The sequence below is a fragment of the Rhizobium terrae genome, from assembly GCF_003425685.1.
GTDB lineage: Bacteria > Pseudomonadota > Alphaproteobacteria > Rhizobiales > Rhizobiaceae > Neorhizobium > Neorhizobium terrae.
Genome location: NZ_QJKM01000003.1, coordinates 408,730 through 428,576 on the forward strand (window position 1 = coordinate 408,730; position 19,847 = coordinate 428,576).

15 protein-coding genes are annotated in these 19,847 nt (G+C 63.0%); 9 read left to right on the plus strand and 6 right to left on the minus strand.

Annotated elements, in window-relative coordinates; all coding sequences use genetic code 11:
* The first annotated feature begins 3 nt into the window (after positions 1 to 3).
* The 5 genes from DMO26_RS07580 to DMO26_RS07600 all read left to right on the plus strand — a co-directional run bounded on the left by DMO26_RS07580 (position 4) and on the right by DMO26_RS07600 (position 9,877).
* Positions 4 to 780 carry a Hachiman antiphage defense system protein HamA gene (locus tag DMO26_RS07580; RefSeq protein ID WP_117191406.1) on the plus strand — a complete coding sequence of 259 codons (777 nt, stop codon included), beginning with the start codon at positions 4 to 6 and terminating at the stop codon, positions 778 to 780.
* Complete coding sequence (locus DMO26_RS07585; protein ID WP_117191407.1) at positions 764 to 4,303, plus strand: DEAD/DEAH box helicase; 3,540 nt, start codon at positions 764 to 766, stop codon at positions 4,301 to 4,303. The genes DMO26_RS07580 and DMO26_RS07585 overlap by 17 nt, the downstream gene beginning before the upstream one ends.
* A gap of 117 nt (positions 4,304 to 4,420) precedes the next feature.
* The gene (locus DMO26_RS07590; RefSeq protein WP_117191408.1) at positions 4,421 to 5,173 is read left to right on the plus strand and encodes an ImuA family protein; all 753 of its coding nucleotides are present in this window, start codon (positions 4,421 to 4,423) and stop codon (positions 5,171 to 5,173) included.
* Positions 5,088 to 6,611 carry a DUF6504 family protein gene (locus DMO26_RS07595; RefSeq protein ID WP_117191409.1) on the plus strand — a complete coding sequence of 508 codons (1,524 nt, stop codon included), beginning with the start codon at positions 5,088 to 5,090 and terminating at the stop codon, positions 6,609 to 6,611. Before DMO26_RS07590 ends, DMO26_RS07595 begins: the two co-directional genes overlap by 86 nt.
* Positions 6,608 to 9,877: an error-prone DNA polymerase gene (locus tag DMO26_RS07600; RefSeq protein WP_117191410.1), complete on the plus strand. Its 3,270-nt coding sequence runs from the start codon at positions 6,608 to 6,610 to the stop codon at positions 9,875 to 9,877. Before DMO26_RS07595 ends, DMO26_RS07600 begins: the two co-directional genes overlap by 4 nt.
* A gap of 39 nt (positions 9,878 to 9,916) precedes the next feature.
* On the opposite strand, the gene DMO26_RS07605 is transcribed toward DMO26_RS07600, so the two are convergent.
* The 5 genes from DMO26_RS07605 to DMO26_RS07625 form a co-directional block, all read right to left on the minus strand.
* On the minus strand, positions 9,917 to 10,894 hold the full coding sequence (locus DMO26_RS07605) for a DUF2971 domain-containing protein (protein WP_117191411.1): 978 nt from the start codon (positions 10,892 to 10,894) through the stop codon (positions 9,917 to 9,919).
* On the minus strand, positions 10,891 to 11,766 hold the full coding sequence (locus tag DMO26_RS07610; RefSeq protein ID WP_117191412.1) for a competence protein CoiA: 876 nt from the start codon (positions 11,764 to 11,766) through the stop codon (positions 10,891 to 10,893). The genes DMO26_RS07605 and DMO26_RS07610 overlap by 4 nt, the downstream gene beginning before the upstream one ends.
* Before the next feature lie 140 nt (positions 11,767 to 11,906).
* Positions 11,907 to 12,266, minus strand: a complete 360-nt coding sequence (locus DMO26_RS07615; RefSeq protein ID WP_117191509.1) for a hypothetical protein — start codon at positions 12,264 to 12,266, stop codon at positions 11,907 to 11,909.
* Between the two features lie 52 nt (positions 12,267 to 12,318).
* Positions 12,319 to 12,963: a hypothetical protein gene (locus DMO26_RS07620; RefSeq protein ID WP_117191413.1), complete on the minus strand. Its 645-nt coding sequence runs from the start codon at positions 12,961 to 12,963 to the stop codon at positions 12,319 to 12,321.
* Between the two features lie 33 nt (positions 12,964 to 12,996).
* Positions 12,997 to 13,587 (minus strand): SOS response-associated peptidase, encoded by a 591-nt coding sequence (locus DMO26_RS07625; RefSeq protein ID WP_117191414.1) that lies wholly within the window; start codon positions 13,585 to 13,587, stop codon positions 12,997 to 12,999.
* A gap of 56 nt (positions 13,588 to 13,643) precedes the next feature.
* Between DMO26_RS07625 and DMO26_RS07630 the strand changes: the two genes are divergently transcribed.
* The gene (locus DMO26_RS07630) at positions 13,644 to 14,147 is read left to right on the plus strand and encodes an SOS response-associated peptidase family protein (protein WP_205421186.1); all 504 of its coding nucleotides are present in this window, start codon (positions 13,644 to 13,646) and stop codon (positions 14,145 to 14,147) included.
* A 193-nt stretch (positions 14,148 to 14,340) separates the two neighbouring features.
* Here the strand turns inward: DMO26_RS07630 and DMO26_RS07635 are convergent, their stop codons facing one another.
* On the minus strand, positions 14,341 to 15,240 hold the full coding sequence (locus DMO26_RS07635; protein WP_117191416.1) for an AraC family transcriptional regulator: 900 nt from the start codon (positions 15,238 to 15,240) through the stop codon (positions 14,341 to 14,343).
* A gap of 95 nt (positions 15,241 to 15,335) precedes the next feature.
* Between DMO26_RS07635 and DMO26_RS07640 the strand changes: the two genes are divergently transcribed.
* The 3 genes from DMO26_RS07640 to DMO26_RS07650 all read left to right on the plus strand — a co-directional run bounded on the left by DMO26_RS07640 (position 15,336) and on the right by DMO26_RS07650 (position 19,840).
* On the plus strand, positions 15,336 to 16,085 hold the full coding sequence (locus DMO26_RS07640; RefSeq protein ID WP_117191417.1) for an SDR family oxidoreductase: 750 nt from the start codon (positions 15,336 to 15,338) through the stop codon (positions 16,083 to 16,085).
* Positions 16,086 to 16,340: 255 nt separating this feature from the next.
* Complete coding sequence (locus tag DMO26_RS07645; protein ID WP_117191418.1) at positions 16,341 to 17,534, plus strand: DUF932 domain-containing protein; 1,194 nt, start codon at positions 16,341 to 16,343, stop codon at positions 17,532 to 17,534.
* A gap of 176 nt (positions 17,535 to 17,710) precedes the next feature.
* On the plus strand, positions 17,711 to 19,840 hold the full coding sequence (locus tag DMO26_RS07650; protein ID WP_117191419.1) for a ParB/RepB/Spo0J family partition protein: 2,130 nt from the start codon (positions 17,711 to 17,713) through the stop codon (positions 19,838 to 19,840).
* The last annotated feature ends 7 nt before the right edge of the window (positions 19,841 to 19,847 follow it).

Sequence of the window (19,847 nt, forward strand, 5' to 3'; positions counted from 1 at the left end):
CGCATGGTGCAATTCAACGACTGGTGTGACGGAGCCGACACCCCACTCGGCAACCACCGCCTCCACATCAAGACCGTTCGCGCCGCCGACCGCCCGACGGGCGTCCAGCTGTCCGCCGCGGCCGTGCCTGGACACTATGCGGCGGAAGAGCGAGTCGCACGCGCATTGCGTCGCCTCGGCAAGCCAGGAGCTGCCGATCTGGTCACAGGGTTGTTGCCCCAGACAAAACAAATCCGGTCCGGGGATCTCGGGGAAATCTACGCGACCGAATGGATCGATGCGCACAGCGGCTATCGCGCTCCCATCAAGCGTCTGCGATGGAAAGATCATCGCAACATGGCAATGCGCGGTGACGACGTGATCGGCATGGTCCTTGACCAAGCCACACAACGACTTCGCTTCCTCAAGACCGAGGCAAAGAGTCGGGCCTCTCTTCGCGCGCAGACTCTCACGGAGGCACGTGCTGGCCTTGACAAGGACAATGGACGACCTTCATCGCACGCGCTGTCGTTCATATCCGCGCGCCTTCTCGAACTTGCGAACGAACCGCTGGCGGACGCAATCGACGATGCGCTGGTGCGTCATGGCATTCCGTTGGCCAGTGTGCAGCATCTGTTGTTCACCTTCTCGGGCAACGCGCCGCAAGCATTGTTGACGCAGTCACTTCAAGCTTACCCGGGGCAAATCAATCAGTGGGGCGTTGCCCTCCACGTCGATGGCCATGCAGCCTTTGTCGGCGCCATCTATGATCGTGTGATCGCCAATGCCAACCAACCCTGACACCATCTCGGCCGCCATCACCGAAGCAGCGGCAGCCGGCTTTCGGGGTAGACTCATCGCGCAAGGCCAAGCCCGTGCCATGATATGGCGAGGCGGCGTTCTACCACCCGACGCGCCACAGTTCTCGCCGCAGCTCAGCTTCGATCTTCATAGCTACGCCTACGGTCTCCTGGGTCTTGGCCTTCGCATGCTTGAGATGGGTGGTGATTCCGATCAGGCTCGGGTCGCCTTCGTGCAGGCTGCGACCGCCCTTGAATCGGTGATGGCCAAGGGTGATCGCGGCGAAGCGGATCGGGATTTCCATTTCGTCATGGCGGCCGCCAGCTATCATCTCGCGCAGCTTTCCGCCCGGGCCTACTCGCTTCTCTCGATCGTCATAAGCGAAGAAAACTTCTCGCCACTTGAGCGCGCTTTAGCGCAGCTGATGCGCCGGGATATCAATGGTCTCCGCGCACGGGTCCATAATTATCGCCTCGATGGCGAAGGCTCTGACGCGCGAATCTCAGGTTTATTTCAAGAGCGGCTCGCGCTCGAACCCATTCAACCAGCTGACGAAGCAGCTCCTGACCGCGACGGCCATGACTTCCTCTGGGAAGGGCTGGATATTGCGCTGACCGACAACTTTTTCGGCGCCATCTCCATTTTCCTCTTAGCAATCGACCGCGGTGAGCGTGCCTTAGTCGAGCAAGCAATCGCACGACTGCGGAACAGCCTTTCCATCTGTGCCGAGCTCAACCTCCTCCCGCAATGGTGGGCGCACAGAGTCGCTATTCATCTTCTGTCCGACCTCTGGTCCAACACTTTTCATGAGAGGGTCCCTCTCGCTCCCACGGGCGGTGCGGCAGCTGACTGGCTACGTTTGCGATCGATCTTGATTGCATCGCTCGCCTGCCGCTCAAGGGCGGAAATAGATCTGTGGCCATCGCAGATCGAGGCGGCGGCTCGCGCCGTCGATCAGTCCGATAATCTCGTCGTCTCACTGCCGACCAGCGCCGGCAAAACCCGTGTTGCGGAGCTATGCATTCTCCGGTGTCTTGCGGGCGGCCGGAGGGTCATGTTCGTGACCCCGCTAAGGGCTCTCTCAGCCCAGACGGAAGCGAACCTCCAACGTACCTTTGGGCCACTTGGAAAGACGATTTCGGCTCTTTATGGGAGCATCGGCGTCTCCGGGTTCGATGAAGACGCAATTCGAGAACGCGACATCGTCGTCGCTACACCGGAGAAGATCGATTTTGCGCTTCGCAATGATCCTTCACTGCTCGACGACGTAGGTCTGCTGATTTTCGACGAAGGCCATATGATCGGCCCAGGCGAACGTGAAGTTCGTTACGAAGTCCAAATTCAGCGCTTGCTTCGCCGACCTGACGCCGATCAGCGCCGGATCGTGTGCCTCTCCGCAATCCTCCCCGATGGAGATCAGCTGGAGGATTTCTCCGCATGGCTACGCCGCGATCAGGCTGGTGGACCTGTCAAAAACGATTGGCGCCCAACCCGTCTTCGGTTCGGAGAAGTCGGCTGGAATACCCCGAATGCGCGCCTGAACCTCCGTGTCGATGACGAACGCCCCTTCGTGCCCCGGTTCTTTACCGGTTTCGTTCCACAGCTTTTCATCAAGCCCAAGAGAAAACGGACGAAGATCTTTCCCTGCGACCAACGAGAGCTTTGTCTCGCCACGGCTTGGCGCCTGGTCGAAGATGGTCAAACGGTCCTCATCTATTGCCCGCAACGACGGAGCGTAAAGCCATACGCCGAGGTCATCGTCGATTTACACGAACGCGGCGCGCTGCCTTCACTCCTAGCAGTGGACCCTGCGGCGCTCCAGACGGCTATCGCTTTGGGAGAGGAATGGCTAGGCCCAAATAGCGATATTTTGAAATGCCTCCGGCTCGGCGTTGCGCTCCATCACGGTGCTCTGCCTACGGCCTACCGGAAGGAAGTCGAACGTCTCCTTCGCGACGGCGTCCTCAAAGTCACGATCTCGTCCCCGACCCTTGCCCAGGGCCTGAACCTGTCGGCCACCGCTGTCGTCATGCACTCGCTTTATCGCAACGGCGAGATGATCAAGGTCTCCGAGTTCAAAAACGTCATAGGTCGCGCTGGCCGCGCCTACATCGATGTCGAAGGCCTTGTCCTCTTCCCGATCTTCGAGGATCGACGGAGCAAAAAGCACAACGAGTGGGTCCAGCTGATTGGAGACCCGGGCGCCCGCGAGATGGAAAGCGGCCTGATCCAATTGCTCACGGCCCTTCTGCTGCGCATGCACAAAATCGTCGGCGGCGATCTCAATCATCTGACGGAGTATGTCGTCAACAGCGCCGCTGCCTGGAACTTTCCAGAGGTGCCGGGCGAAAAGCCGAAAGATCGGGATGACGCACGGAAGCAATGGGAAACGCACCTCGCGACGCTCGACACCGCGATCCTCAGCCTCATTGGCGAAGAAGATGTCCCAGATGCGGACATCGAGGCAACGCTCGACGCGATCCTGCAATCATCTTTGTGGCAGCGCCGGCTTCTGCGAACATCGAACGAAGCTCGCATCGTTTTCAAGTCAACGTTGCTGACCCGGAGTCGGCACATCTGGGCCAATTCCACCTCAGCAAAGCGCAAGGGCTACTTCCTCGCCGGCCTTGGTTTGGCAGCGGGCCAAGCTCTGGATGCCATCGCACCGGAGGCAAATCAGTTGCTTGTCCAAGCGAACGGCGCTCTGCTTATTGGCGACAGCGATGCGGCGATCGCTGCGATCACCGGCATTGCCGAGCGTGTATTCCCTTTCCATCCTTTCTCACCGGATCCACTGCCCGTCAACTGGCGCGACGTTCTGCGCTTTTGGCTTCGCGGAGAGCCGCTGGCCGCCTTGGTCGCCAACGGCGACGGTGACGGCTTGCGGTTCATCGAAGATGGCCTTGTCTATCGCCTGCCCTGGGCCATGGAGGCGCTACGCGTTCGGGCTGCCGCAAATGGTGATGTCGTTGGCGGTCCCGGCGCGGTTGCCGCGTTAGAAGATCATGAGCTTGGTCTAGCACTGTCTGCGGTCGAAACCGGCACCATGAACCGGTCAGCCTCGATCCTGATGCAAGCTGGATTCAACTCGCGCCTCGCCGCTATCAAAGCCGTAAATGACACGGGGGCGACATTCGCCACCGGACAGGAGTTGAGAAACTGGCTCGGGTCGCCCGAAGTCGCTGCGTTTGCCGCCCAGCCGGACTGGCCCACACTGGAGACACGAAGTCTCTGGCTCGATTTTGTGCAGGAGTTCGCGCCACGTGCCGACCGCACATGGTCGGAGCGCACCTACTTGGCAAATGTGAACTGGACCACGGCACCCCCGCCCCCAGGGTCACCGGTTTCTTTGCACCACTGGAACGGCCAACCCCTCGTCATCTCGCCCGAGGGATTGTCGCATGGCGCTTTGCCATATGCACTGAACGCGAACCGGCGTGGCCTTCTGCGAGCCACGGTTTCCGCACAGGGTGGCCAGCTCAATCTTGTCTATATCGGTCCAGACGACCTCTGGAACGCGTAAGCAGCCTTGATCAGTGAGCCGGGGGTCAGTCGCAAATGCTCCTTGACTCTCGCCGGCGAAAGATAGAACAAATAGAGAACATGATGCTGCACCTATTCCAGGAGGTCAACAACGAAGTTGCGGCCCGAGCCCGCCATAGAGTCATTGCGCGCGCAGATCGAGAAGATCGAAGGCAAAGGCCGGCGCGTGAAATCGGTGCTTCCATTCGGGATCACCGAGATCGACTCGCGCCTTCCCGCCGGTGGCCTGACGCTGGGGGCACTCCACGAGATCGCGGGCGGTGGTAACGGTGCGGTCGATGGCGCGGCGGCGGCACTCTTTGCTGCCGGGGTGGCCGCGCGAACCAAGGGCAAGGTCCTTTGGGTCATCACGCGGCCCGATCTCTTCGCACCAGCGCTAGCCCAAGCAGGCCTCGCGCCTGACCGCGTGATCTACGTCGAGGCCGGCAACGACAAGACCGTGCTCGCCTGTATCGAGGAAGGTCTCCGTCACGGCGGGCTCGGCGCTGTCGTCGGCGAAGTGGCGCGGCTCGATATGACCGCATCGCGCAGGCTCCAGCTCTGCGCGGAGGGAAGCGGCACGATCGGCATCGCATTGCGCCGCTGGCGTCGCCAGACCGAGGCCTCCGATTTCGGCCAGCCTACGGCGGCCGCGACCCGATGGCGCGTCTCCGTCATACCCTCGGCAGCCTTGCCGGTTCCCGGCGTCGGCCGCCACCGTTGGCTCCTTGAGTTGATCCGCGCCCGGGCGGGCGAAAGTGCAGATTTTGAAGTGGAGGCATGTGATGACTCGGGTCGTCTCGCTCTTCCTGCCGAGCTGGTCCACCGACCGGCTTCGGCGGAAGGCCGGCGACGCGGCGCCTCCGGCTGAGGCGCCGCTCGCTCTGATAGGCCGTGACGGGAGAAAGCAGGTGGTGTTGGCAGTGGACGCCGCCGCCCAGGCCGCCGGCGTGCGCGTCGGGATGCCGGCGACGAAAGCGCGTGTTCTCGTCCAAGGCCTCATCGTTCACGATCATGACGCTGTCGCTGACGCCCAGGCGCTCGACCGCCTCGCGCTGTGGATGCTCCAACGCTACGCGCCGATCGTCACCGCCGACGCTCCGGACGGCCTGGTGATCGATTCCACCGGCGCCGATCATCTCCATGGTGGCGAGGACGCTATGCTCGCCGGCCTGATCGATCGGCTTGCCGCATCCGGCGTGCAGGCGCGCGCGGCGATCGCTGACACCTGGGGCGTGGCGCATGCCTTGGCTCGCTATGCCGCCAAGCCTGCGCTGGTCGCACCGGCAGGCCATGGCAGTGCGGTCCTGGCCAGCCTGCCGCTCGCGGCCCTTCGTTTGCCCGTCGACATGATCACGGCGCTCCATGTCCTTGGCTTCGAGCGCATCGGCGATATCCTCGCGCAGCCGCGCGCACCGCTCACCCTGCGCTTCGGGCCGCAGCTCGGCCGCCGCATCGATCAGGCGCTTGGGGCGCTCAGCGAGCCGATCAACCCGATCCGACCCGACGAGCTGATCCAGGTGAAGCGCAATTTCGCCGAACCCATCGGCGCGGCCCAGACCATCGCCCGCTACATCGGCAAGCTGGTCGTGCAGCTCTGCGCGGAGCTGGGGGCCAAGGGCCTCGGCGCCAAGCGCCTCGATCTGATCTGCCACCGCGTCGACAATCGGCTGCAGGCCATCCGCGTCGGCACAGCCATGCCGGTGCGCGACGTCAAGCGCCTCACCCGGCTTCTAACCGACAAGATCGAGACGATCGAGCCCGGCTTCGGCATCGAGATCCTCAGCCTGACCGCGACGCTGGCTGAACCGCTCTGCGAAAAGCAGAGCCTGACGGCGATGGTCGACGACGGCGTGCCTGATGTCTCCGACCTGGTCGACACGCTCATCAACCGGGTCGGCGAGCGCAGCCTCTACCGGGCCGCGCCGATCGCGACAGAGGTGCCGGAGCGGTCTGTCAGAAGGATCGCGCCCATGGCGCCGGATACAGGCGCGACCTGGCCGGGCCATTGGCCGCGGCCGTCGCGGCTGCTCACTACGCCGGAACCCATTGAGACGATGGCGCTGTTGCCGGACCATCCACCTGTTGCCTTTACCTGGCGCGGCATCCGGCGACGCGTCCGGCACGCGGACGGGCCCGAACGCATCCGGGGTGAATGGTGGCTGCGCGATGCCGAGCTGACGGCCGTGCGCGATTATTTCCGCGTCGAGGACGATGCCGGCGAGCGCTACTGGATCTTCCGCTCGGGCGATGGCGAGGACCCCAATAGCGGCTCCCAGCGCTGGTTCCTGCACGGGGTGTTCGGATGACCGGTCCATCTCGCTACGCTGAGCTTCAGGTCACCTCGCATTTCTCGTTTCTGCGCGGCGCGTCGTCGTGCGAGGAGCTGTTCGCCCAAGCCGCGATCCAGGGCATCGAGGCGGTCGCCGTGGTCGATCGCAACTCGCTCGCCGGTATCGTGCGCGCCTTCGAAGCGGCGAAGACGACCGGCGTGCGGCTCATTGTCGGCTGTTGCCTCGATCTGACCGATGGAGCTTCGATCCTGGTCTATCCGACCGATCGTGCCGCCTACGGCCGGCTCTGCCGGTTGCTCTCACTCGGCAAGAAGCGCGGCGGCAGGGCGAAATGCATCCTCGAATGGGCCGATCTCGTCGCCTACAGCGATGGCCTGATCGGCATTCTCGTTCCCGACGAGGCCGATGAGGCCTGCGGCCTTCGACTGCGCCGGCTACGCGACGCGTTCGGCGACCGGGCCTATGTCGCGCTGACGCTGCGCCGTCGGCCGAACGACCAGCTTCGCATCCACGAGCTTTCGAACATGGCCGCGCAGATGCGCGTGCCGACGGTCGTCACCAACGACGTGCTCTATCACGCGGCCGACCGCCGTATCCTGCAGGACGTGGTGACCTGCATCCGGCACGGCATCACTATCGACGAGCTGGGCGATCGGCGCGAATACGGCGATCGATACCTGAAGCCGCCGGAGGAAATGTACCGGCTATTTCCCCGCAACCCCGAGGCTGTCGCCCGCACGATCGAGATAGCAGCGCGCTGTCGGTTCGACCTCAAAGAGCTGGCCTACCAGTATCCGGAAGAGCGCGACGACCCGACGCTCACCCCTCAGGAAACGCTGGAGAAGCTCACTTGGGAGGGCGCCGAGGAGCGCTATCCCGAAGGTGTGCCGGACACCGTCCGGGCGTCCCTCCAGCATGAACTTCGGCTGATCGAGAAGCTTCAATATGCGCCGTACTTCCTGACGGTGAACAGCATTGTCCGTTTCGCCCGCTCGAAGGATATTCTCTGCCAGGGACGCGGATCGGCCGCCAACTCCGCCGTTTGCTACGTGCTCGGCATCACCTCGATCGATCCTGGCCGAAATGACCTCCTGTTCGAACGCTTCGTGAGCGAAGAGCGCCGCGAGCCCCCTGACATCGACGTCGATTTCGAACACGAAAGGCGCGAAATCGTCATGCAGTGGGTGTTCGACACCTATGGCCGGGACCGCGCCGCGCTGTGCTCGACAGTCATCCGCTATCGCACCAAGGGTGCGATGCGCGACGTCGGCAAGGCACTTGGCCTGACCGAGGATCTGATCAAGACTCTCTCGGGTCAGGTCTGGGGATGGTCGGAAGGTGTCGAGGAAAAGCACGTCGAAGCGCTAAACCTCAATCTCGGCGATCGGCGCCTGCGGCTCGCCCTCGACCTCGCCCGCCAGCTCATGGGCGCTCCGCGCCACCTGTCGCAGCACCCCGGCGGCTTCGTCCTGACGCACGACCGGCTCGACGAGCTGGTGCCGATCGAGCCTGCGGCGATGGCGGACCGCCAGGTGATCGAATGGGACAAGGACGACATCGACGCCTTGCGCTTCATGAAGGTCGATGTCCTGGCCTTGGGAATGCTGAGCTGCATGAAGCGCGGCCTCGATATGCTCTCCGACCACAAGGGCATCAATCTCGACCTCGCCACCATCCCGGCCGAGGACCCGCGCACCTACGCGATGATCCGGCGGGCCGACACGCTCGGAACATTCCAGATCGAATCCCGCGCGCAGATGTCGATGCTGCCGAGGCTCAAACCCCGGACCTTCTATGACCTGGTCGTGCAGGTAGCGATCGTCAGGCCGGGCCCTATCCAGGGCGACATGGTCCATCCATATCTGCGCCGCCGTGAGGGTCTGGAGCCTGTCGTGTTCCCGAAACCCGAGCTGGAGAAGGTGCTCGGCAAAACCCTGGGCGTGCCGCTCTTTCAGGAGCAGGCCATGCGCGTCGCGATCGAGTGCGCCGGCTTCACGCCCGGCGAAGCAGACATGCTGCGCAAGTCGATGGCAACCTTTAAGTTCACCGGCGGCGTCTCCAGATTCAAGGAGAAGCTCATCCAGGGAATGGTCGACAATGGGTATCAGCGCGATTTTGCAGAGGCGACGTTCAAGCAGCTCGAAGGCTTCGGGTCTTACGGATTTCCGGAATCACACGCAGCCTCTTTTGCGCTGATCGCCTATGCCAGCGCGTGGCTGAAATGCTGGCACCCCGATATATTCTGCGCGGCGTTGCTCAACGCCCAACCGATGGGGTTCTACGCGCCCGCCCAGATCGTGAGGGATGCGATCGAGCATCGCATTGATGTCCGGCCCGTCTGCGCCAACGCCTCGCGCTGGGACTGCACCCTTGAACCCACGGAGGACGAGAGCCGCTTCGCCGTCCGGCTCGGCCTGCGCATGGTGAAGGGTCTCGCCAACGCCCACGGCGCCGCGATCGTCACCGCGAGGGCCGACCAGCCTTTCGCCTCGATCGACGATCTCTGGCGGCGCGCCGGTGTGCCATCGGCCACTCTGGTTCAGCTCGCCGAGGCCGACGCCTTCCGCCCGGCGCTCGGGCTCGCCCGCCGCGAGGCGCTATGGGCGATCAAGGCCCTACGGGACGAGCCGCTTCCGCTCTTCGCGGCGGCGTCCGCGCGCGAGGCCGAGATCGTGCCCGAGATCAACGAGCCGGCTGTAGCACTACGGCCGATGACGGCCGGCAGCGAGGTCGTCGAAGATTATGGTCATGTCGGGCTGACGTTGCGAGCCCATCCGCTCAGCTTTCTCCGTCAGGATCTACAGCGTCGCCGCATCGTCACCTGTGCGGAGGCCATGGCGACGCGCGACGGCCAATGGCTCGAAGCGGCCGGCATCGTCCTCGTTCGCCAGCGCCCGGGCAGCGCCAAAGGCGTCATGTTCATCACGCTGGAGGATGAAACCGGGATCGCGAACCTCGTGGTCTGGGCCAAAGTGTTCGAGGCGAACCGTCGTGCCGTGCTGTCGGCCAGCATGATGGCCGTGCGCGGCCGCATCCAGCGCGAGGGCGACGTCGTGCATCTGGTCGCCCAGCGCATCACCGACCTCTCGGCCGATCTTGCCAGCGTCGGCAGCCGCGATGCGAAGTTCCCGCTCCCGCACGGCCGCGGCGACCAAGTCCGCAACGGTGGAGCCGGGCCCGATCCTCGCGAGCTGCCGCCCAAGGGCCTACGCACCCGCGACATCTACATCCCCGACCTGCACATCGACACGATCAAAGTGAAGAGCCGGGACTTCCACTAGGAGACGATGTCTGTCGTGGCGATCGGCCAGCCAGCACGATCAACTTGCCTCGTGCACGCACTCTGTCGTCGGCGTATCCAGATCGTCGAGATCCTCGAACATTCCGTCAAGCGAACGACAGCGCCGCGGCAAGAAGGCGCAAAGTTCGTCGACATCGACGCTGCGCTTGGCAAGTAGAAAGCTATCTCTCCGCTCGTGGATCTCGAAGAACTTGATCGGTCGATCGCGCTTTGAGAGCGCCTGAACCACCCCGAACATCACCGCCGGGGCACAACGCATCCCGAAGACGACCTCCTCGAGTTCAAGTGGAGAATCCTGTTCCCCACGTGGACCGATCGCACGCCACTCCCGCTCATAGCTCCACGGCTTTGCCTTCCTGAGAAGCACAGCCTCATCGACCCGACGCTTCGCGGCCTCGTCCCCGCGAAGCATGGCCGCGACGGCGCTCGCCTGGACCAACCGGCTGCCTCCATATCGGACCTTGTAGACGTCTTGCGATGCAGCCGTGGGAATCGAATAGCCCAGGCACACGCCGCGGTGCTGGTCGCCGTAATGGCTCCACATCAATGGACAGTTCACCCGCTCGGCCAGGGAGAACACTCCCTTGTCATAGCGGCGCAACAGCTCCTCCTGAACATATTGCCCTAGCAAGAATTGCTCTGGATCATCGATCTCATATTCGGGGTTCGTCGCATTGTATCGAATATCGGCCAGCAGACGTTCAGCCGCCTTGCGTGCATGACGCGCAATATGATCGAGCGTCTTTGGCCCTCGATAACGAATGGTCTTGGCTGCAGCCGACATTTCGGCACTAGTTCGCTCTTCGATGAAGCGGGCGAGAATGGCCTCGAGCTCGACACTGCCGAGATCCGTCTCGAGTGTCGGCTTCGTATCCAGGGGATCGTTGAAGGTAGTGGGATCGGCGAAATAGACGACATCGTTGACAAGCATCGAGAGCGTCAGATTGCTGAAGCTCCGATATTTGTACAGTCGTCGCGGCGGTCCTCGATCGTTCATGGGGCGCTCACTGCGACGGAATCCGAGCCATCATTACCTACGCCGAACGGATAAAACCGGGTGGCAATATCGCCAGCCTGTTTTTCCACCATCACGTCGTGGAGGAACTTTCGCTTCGACACCAACCGGACGCACGGGAGATTGGACTCATCGTAGAGTTCAAGCTTCACCAGGTGGTCATCGCCGAAATCGATATAGACGGGACACGCCGCATCGAGCCAGGTGCGTCGCGGCCGGACCCAATCATACTGGTGATGCCCGCGATAGGCTTGCTCGACCTCCGTCCTGATCTCATGAAGGCTGTGGATCAATCCAAAGCGCAGTGTCGCCTTGTTGATATCCTTCTCAGGATAGTCTCTCTGCCCCTCCGATACTCGGAAAAACAAGCCGGCAGCAGCGCCCCTCATCGGGCGGCTTGCCTTTTCCCAAACTATGTCGCGGGCAATGTTCGATCCGGGATCGGGCAGCAGGTGGAAGATGTCGAAGTTATGCCGAAAGCCGCGGCCGTCGATGATCCAGACGAGATTCCCGTAGAATGCCTCGCGCGAGTACCGCTCATCGTCGCTCATCGCGGAATGCTGAACCTCGATGATGATCCCAGTCGGTGTCTTGATGTCGGAGCGATGGACCTCGCCGTCGATCGCGACATGCGAAACTTCCCTGCAATCCTCCGGGAAGAGATTCTTCCATGCCCGATGCCATTCGGTTTCGTTCTCCCACCATGGATCACAGTTTCGGCGACCGGCGTGTGCCCAATGATGCAGAACCCGAGGTCCGCACTTTGCGACCATTGCCGCGCCGCAGGTCGGGCATGCCCCACGCCCCCCGGAGAAGGGCTGCATCCGCTCACCGTCCACTAAGGCATACTGCAACCGTGTATCTCGTCTTCTCAGATCAACATCTCAGCACAGTATATTCGCACGTGTCGACTACAAGTACCGCTCGGATTCTATGCAGAGATTTCTCTATGTGGCGATGCGAATTTCAACCTACTGCGGTTGTCGCAAGATCGTCACCTGGTGAACGGCGCCTTTCGCCAGAAGGGCTCATCCGCATAAATGCTGACACCCATCTGCCCGCGCGGGTTCTCGGCTGCCCAAGCCAGGACCTCGTCGGTCGGGACAACCAGCCTGGTCTGGCCTGTAGGCTCCCAGCAATTCTTGCCGGACTTCATGTAGAAGTCGCCGGCACCGTCCACGTTGATCCGCCCGGTCCGCGTCCGCCGCAGTCCGAAGGTCGTGATCTGGTACGTCAGGATGCCGCCGTGGGTGCGGCGAACGACGGCCGGCGATCCCTCGGGTTGATTACGGTAGTAGTTTTCGATCTCGGCCTCGGTCTGACGGGCGCATGGTGAAAGCTTACGGTCTGGCACGGCAATCCTCTCGTTCGGGGACACTCGGCCCTCGGCCACACACAGGCGGCGACTAATCCCTGGTCGCGAACACCTTGCGCGTTCCCTTGAAATCACCGTCCTTATCCAAGTATCCGTCCGTCGAGGATCGAACCTCATCGTCGAGAAAAGCATCGAAGATCGATGCGATCTCGGGCCGCGTGAAATGAAAAAGCTGGGTCTTGCTTTGCGTGTCCGACGCGATGAGAAGCCCGTCGGGCATAAATGCATTTCCGGAAAGCACACCGATCACCCGCGCGTGCAGCATCTTGTCGGAAATGACCTTTGGTATCCGCCTCTCCGCGTGCCGCGCCGTCAGATCATAGTTGTTGAAGATTTCGCTGGCAGTGCGGCTTACGAACGGCTCGCGCCAATCCGCGTCGGCCTTTGCGAGTACCTCGTGAACCTCAAGCGCCTTGTCGCGAAAACGATCTGTCACCAGCCGACATTCGATCAGCCGCCGCATGCAGACCGCCGCAACCCCGATCGCTCGTTCGAGCATATGATAGGGATTGTGCTCAGTTTCCGCGTCGGTCAGGGCTTCATCAAGGTGTAGACCGATGCGCCGTTTTTGTTCGGCCAGCTCGTTCTTCCACGTATAGGCCTGCCACTCGGAAGAGCTGACGCTGCCCAATTTGCGCATCTGCTCAAGCTCTCTTTCGATTTCCTCTTGCTGCATCAGAATCCTCAGCCCCGTTATCGATGCAGATATTTATCCAACCTGAGCAACCTGCAAGGCTCCCGCAGACAGTGGCCGGATCAGCGACTGCGCTGGCACCGACGGATCGAGCCAGTCGGCCCAGGCATCGCGTTCGAGGATGACGATCTGGCGGTCGTGATACGGCGCGATGTCCGGTCCGGGCTCCATCGTCAGCATGGTGAAGGCCTCGCCGACATCCTTTGTCTCGCGCCAGATGCCGGCAATGCAGAAGATCGGCTCGTCGCGCTTGGTGAAGAGCCATTTGTCCTTCCGCTTCTTTCCCTTCTCGGTGGGATCGGTGAACTCGTAGAAGCCGTCCGCAACGATCAGGCAGCGGTTCGAGGTGAACTCGCGGCCCTCTGAGCGGAAGTTGTAGACCGGCCTCTTGTTCGGCGCTGGCCAGCTCCATCTACGCTGCACCAAGTCGCCCTCGCCGCGCACGCCATCGACGGTGCGGATGATCGGGCCGACATCCGTGATCTTGATGTCGTCGCGTGCCTCGATGTTCGGGGCGCCCTCACCGAAGCGGATCTTGATCTTCAGGTCAGCGAAGTCCTCGACGATCGAAGCGACGTCCACCTTCAGTCGATAGTCATTGCACATTGGTCCTCCGTCTCGATCGTCGTTGTGTCGCGACCGCGTTCTTGTTATGTTCTCGGATCATGAGCGCGAAGGTTTTTGATTCCGACGCATCGCTCGATGAACGCCGGGTCATCATACGGCGCGACGGCGGCGATGTTGAGATGGTGGAACTGCCGTGGGGCCTTCAGCCTCGCGAACCCGACGGCAGGCCATTCACCGTCGTGCGCGCCGAAGGCAGGACATTCCCGTCCCATCGCTGCCTGATACCGGCGTCCGAATTCCAACACCGGAGCAAGGGCAAGCACTACAGCTTCGCACTCGCCAACGGCGACTGGTTCTATTTCGCGGGCATCTGGAGGCCCGCAACACGCGATTGGCCCGAGGCCTATGCGATCCTGACAACGGCCGCCAATGCGGATGTCGAACCATATCACGATCGTCAAATGGCGGTGTTGCGCCGGGATCAGCGCCTCGACTGGCTCGACCGGTCTTGTCAGGAAGAGGAACTCCTCCGCCCCCTACCTGCAGGGAGCTTCCGCGTCTCTCTGCTGCGCGAGACGCAGGCCGCCCTCGCCTTCTGAAATCCTGAAACCCGCCTTTGAGGAAATCCGAGTTTGCGCGCACGCGGTGCTCCTTCGCGCCAAGACCTGATCAGCGCGCCGATATCGACGCGCTCACCCACCTCGCTCAGCAGGCACTCAATGCCGGTTTGTCAGTCCATCTCGCCGGCAAGTGGGCCCCTAACTCCGGTAGAGGCGTTCGCGCTGAATGGGCTTAGGCCGCGACGCGCGCGAACTTTCCGGGAGGACATCCGAGGCGCTTACGAAACGCAGTGCTGAAGGCGCTGGCCGACTCATAGCCTATCTCTTCCGCGATCCGATCAAGCGTCTTGTCGCCGCGGGCGAGAGCGTCTTTGGCGATCGCCATGCGCCAGCGCATCAGATACTCGATTGGCGCGCATCCCAACACTTCACCAAACCGAGCCGAGAAGGCTGAGCGCGACATGCCCGCGATGTTCGCGAGTTCCGCTACTGTCCAGCTAGCGCGCACATTGGCATGGATTGCCTGTAGCGTGCGGGCGATCGCCGGGTCCTGCATCCCGCTCAACAGGCCTGCCGGGACAGCCTCACTGCCAAGGCTGCGCCAGCGAAGCGCCTCGACCAGCAATGCCTCCAGCATGCGCCGGATGATCAGCTCCTTGCCGGGATAGTCGGTGGCGCATTCCTCAGCGAGGAGATCGATCAACCGTCCGAACCGCGTCGACCGGCCTTCGGATGCCGGGATATGGATATGCTCGGGTAGAAGCGAGAGCAGGAGCGGACTGTTGACGCGCTCGAAGGTGAAGCTCCCGCCCAAGGCCATGAAGTCAGGCGCGCCATCAGGGTCGCCATGCCGGACGGCTTCAGTATGCGGCGTGACAGGCGTGCCGGCGATATGGGGTTCGCTCCCGAGCGTGAAGGCGGGCGTGGTCGGCAGCAATAGAAAATCGCCGTCGGCGAGACGCAACGGCTCCTCGCCATCCAACGTCAGCCACGCCTTGCCCGACAGGATGATCGTGAAGCCAGGCGCGTCATGCGCGTCATAATGAACAGCCCAGCGCCCTCGCCCGGAGATCGGCTTCGATACCGCGGCACTCGGGCGCAACAAGGCAACCATATCGCTAAGCGGATCCATGTTTGGACGATCCATAATTAAATCTGGCTTTCTGATTATAGACCGTATGCACCGCCCCGTCTATCTCTGCGGCAACGAAACCAGCGGAGACTGACATGACCAAGACCATCCTCATCACCGGAACCTCGTCCGGCTACGGCAAGGCAATCGCGGAGCATTTCCTGGCCCTCGATTGGAATGTGATCGCCACGATGCGGCGGCCGGAGGCGGCCGATTTCGCGGGTGATGCGAGCCGCTTGCGTGTTCTGCCGCTCGATGTCACCGACGAAGCGAGCATCACGGCGCTGATCGAAGCCGCTGGTCCGATTGATGTGCTGGTCAACAACGCCGGCGTCGGCGCAGTCGGGGCGTTCGAGGCGACGCCGATGTCGCTGGTGCGCCAGCTGTTCGAGACCAACACGATCGGCGTGATGGCGATGTGTCAGGCGGTCATCCCGCAGATGCGGGCCCGTCGCTCGGGCATCATTGTCAATGTGACCTCGAGCGTCACCCTTGGCGCCTTCCCGCTGGCTGCCGCCTACACCGCGAGCAAGCAGGCGATCCAGGGCTTCAGCGGCTCTCTTGCCCATGAGCTCGCCTATTTCGATATCTCGGTGAAGCTGGTCGAGCCGGGCTACGCACCGACCACCAATTTCGGCGCGAACGCCATCATCCCGTTCGACCAGCTACTCCCGGGCGAATACGCTGATTTCGCCAAGCCCATCATGGAAGGCTTTGCTGCGCCGGCGCTGACCACCCGGGAAAGCGATGTGGCCGAAAGCGTTTGGAACGCCGTACATGATGTAAACGGCCGGCTTCGATTTCCCGCGGGTCCGGATGCTGTAGCTCTCGCTGAAGCGCACTGACGGCCGCAGGTCCATGCATGATGCTCCGCGTCTATGCCTTTCAGAAGGTGGATCAACCGCTACGCAATCGTCGTCGGTGCCTCGTGCGCCGCTTCCTGGGGGAAAGCCTTCCCCTGCGACCGAGCCTTAAGTCTCGGTCGACCCCTTCTGCGGGGACACCCCGCAACGCCCCTTAGAGTAAGAGTGCGGACCGTTTTCCGTGACGGGTGAATAGCTGGGAGAGAGGCTCCCACGCCCGTCGTGGAGATTGGTCCCATGAACATGCAGGTTCTCGATGCGACCCGTGACCCCAGCGGCGGCTACAAGGTAGATGTCGGCCGCGGCGACCGGAACGGCCGCGTCTCATCCGAATGGTTCTCCCGTCCGGCCGACGAACGTTATCTATCGCTGTCGGAGCTGGCCAGGTCGGTGCGCGACCGCGCCGATCGCAGCAGGACTCGCGTGGTGGAGAGCGCGCTGATCCATGTCGAGGCGAACCGTAACGATCCGGAGCGGTTGGCCCTGATTCTGCCCGGCACCGATGCGGCTGTTGCACCGACACACTGGTCCTTCGGCCAACTCGCAGGGCTCGTCGGCGCCCCTGCCGCCTATTTACGCCAACTTCCGGCCCCGCTCGCTGCCATCAACCTGCAATATGGCCTGACTTCCAATCGCGCAGAGCAGATCAAGACCCTGGAGACCGACGACGGCCGCACAGAACTTCGCGCCGTCACCGGCCCAGATTACGGGCGGATATTCGACGCGGAGCTGGTGGAAGCCGTGCAGCGCATCGCCGGCAACGGCACGGGCGACACCCGATGGAAGGTGCCCGGCGTGCTAGACTGGTCGACCGGCATCTACAATCCGCGCGTCGACATCACCAAGGACACGACGACGCTTTACGCCTCCGATCGTGACGTCTTCCTGTTTCTGGTCGATGACCTGAATCCGATCGAGGCCGGTCGCCTGCCGGACGGCTCGCCCGACCTCTACTTCCGGGGCTTTTACTGCTGGAACTCGGAAGTCGGCGCCAAGACACTCGGGATGGCGAGCTTCTATCTTCGCGCGGTCTGCCAGAACCGCAATCTGTGGGGTGTGGAGGATTTCGAGGAAATCACCATCCGCCACTCCAAATATGCCGCCAACCGGTTTGCGCATGAGGCCGCCCCGGCGCTTCTGAACTTCGCGAACTCTTCGCCACTTCCCTTCGTCAACGGCATCAAGGCTGCTCGCGAACGGATCGTCGCAAAGACCGACGAAGACCGCACCGACTTCCTGCGCCGCCGTGGCTTCTCCAAGGCGGAGACCGGGAAAATCATCGACACGGTGCTGGCCGAGGAAGGCCGCCCGCCCGAAAGCATCTTCGACTTCGTGCAGGGCATCACCGCCGTAGCGCGCGACAAACCCCATCAGGACGCCCGCCTCGACATGGAGGCCAAGGCCAAGAAGTTGCTCGATCGAGCAGCGTGATCCCCGTGAAGCCGGAGATGCGGTTTTCCATGTCTCCGGCTTTGCGCTTCCGTGTCTCTCCGATTCACCGGTTCGTGGCGCTGCCCCCTTTTAGAGGAAGAGGGCGGCGCTTCGCTCCGTGACGGGTTGGAGGTTGAGAGAGAGTCTCTCGGCCGCCCGTCGCGGAGTAAATCCCGATGGCTACTGCTGCTCAGAAGATCGTCCTGTCGTCCTCGCGCGACATCCCCTTTAACAAGCTGGTGCTCAGCCAGTCGAACGTCCGGCGCGTGAAGGCCGGCGTCTCGATCGAGGACCTGGCGGCCTCGATCGCCCGGCGCGGCCTGATCCAGAGCCTCAGCGTCGTGCCCGTCGCCGATGCCGACGGCAACGAGACCGGCATGTTCGAGGTGCCCGCCGGCGGCCGCCGCTTCCGGGCGCTGGAGATGCTGGTTAAGCAGAAGCGCCTCGCCAAAATCGCGCCGGTGCCCTGCATCGTGCGCGAGCGAGACAGCGCCATCCTCGCTGAGGAGGTCTCGCTCGCCGAGAATATCGAGCGCGCGCCGCTCCATCCCCTTGACCAGTATCGCGCCTTCCAGGACATGCGCGACAAGGGCATGAGCGAGGAAGACATCGCCGCAGCCTTCTTCGTGCCGGCCCAAGTCGTGAAGCAGCGTCTACGGCTTGCGTCCGCGTCGCCCGCGCTGCTCGACGTCTATGCCGAGGACGGCATGACGCTGGAGCAGCTCATGGCCTTCACCGTGTCGCGCGACCATGCCCGCCAGGAACAGGTCTGGGACGCGATCAAGGACGCCTGGTCGAAGGAGCCGTACCAGATCCGGCGCATGCTCACCGAGACCACGGTGCGCGCCTCGGACAAGCGAGCGGTGTTCGTCGGCGTCAAGGCCTATGAGGCCGCCGGCGGCGTCACCATGCGCGATCTCTTCCAGTCCGACGACGGCGGCTGGTTGCAGGACGCGGGTCTGCTCGACCGCCTGGTCGCCGAGAAGCTGAAGGCCACGGCCGAGCAAGTCGCCGCTGAGGGCTGGAAGTGGATCGAGGTCGCAGTCAGCTTCCCCTTCGACGTGACGCGCGGTCTGCGCGAGCTACGGGGCGAAGCACTCGACCTCTCGGCTGACGAGCAAGCCGCAATCGAGGCACTGAACGCCGAGATGGCCAAGCTGGAAGCCGAGTATCAGGACGCCGACGAGCTGCCGGATGAAGTCGATCAGCGGCTCGGCGAGATCGAGACGGCGCTCGCAGCCTTCGAAGCGCGACCGGTGCGCTACGAGCCCGACGAAATCGGCCGCGCGGGTGTATTCATCAGCATCACGCATGACGGCAGCCTCGACATTGATCGCGGCTATGTCCGGGCCCAGGACGAAGCACCGCTGACTCCCGACGGCGAGGCCAGCGTGGAACCCAGCACCGATGCGGCCGATCCGGTCGTACAGCGCGCCGTCATCACGATTGGCGGGCAGCCCGCCGAGGCGGAGGAGGACGAGGACGACGTCATCAAGCCGTTGCCCGATCGCCTCGTCACGGAGCTGACGGCCCATCGCACCCTGGCGCTGCGCAATGCGCTGGCCGACAATCCGCACGTCGCCATGACCGCGCTGCTGCACAAGCTGGTGTCCGACACCTTCCAGCACCGTATGTACAAAGGCGCATTGGAGGCCTCGGTCAACCACGTCTTCTTCCCGACGCAAGACGACGCGATGAAGGACAGCCCGTCGGCTCGCGCCGTGCATGAGCGCCACGAAGGCTGGGCGAGCGACGTTCCCGCTGACGACGATGCGCTCTGGGACTGGCTGGCGGCGCTCGATGAAATGAGTCGCATGGCGCTACTGGCCCATTGCGTGAGCTACGGCGTCAACGCGCTCTACGAGAAGCCGAACCCCTATGGCGGCAACGGCGTCTCGCAGCACGGGCTGGACATGCGGCTCGGCCAGGCAGACCGGCTTGCCCGGGCCACCGGCCTCGACATGGTACGGGTCGGCTGGCGTCCAACGGTCGGCAACTATCTCGGCCGCGTCACCAAGTCCCGCATCCTCCAAGCGGTCCGCGAGGGCGCCGGGGAACAGGCCGCGCAGCTGATCGACCACCTGAAGAAGGGCGACATGGCCAAGGAGGCAGAGCGCCTGCTGGCCGACAGCGGCTGGCTGCCGGAGCCGCTGCGGCTGATCGACGATGCCGAGGCGTCCACGTCGGAGGTCGCGAGTGAAGACGGCGACGGCGCAACGCTGCCAGCCTTCCTCGTCGGTGACGACGAGACCGCGGCCGATGCTGATGCCGATGACGAAGAATGCCGCCTCGTCGCGGCCGAATAAACACGGG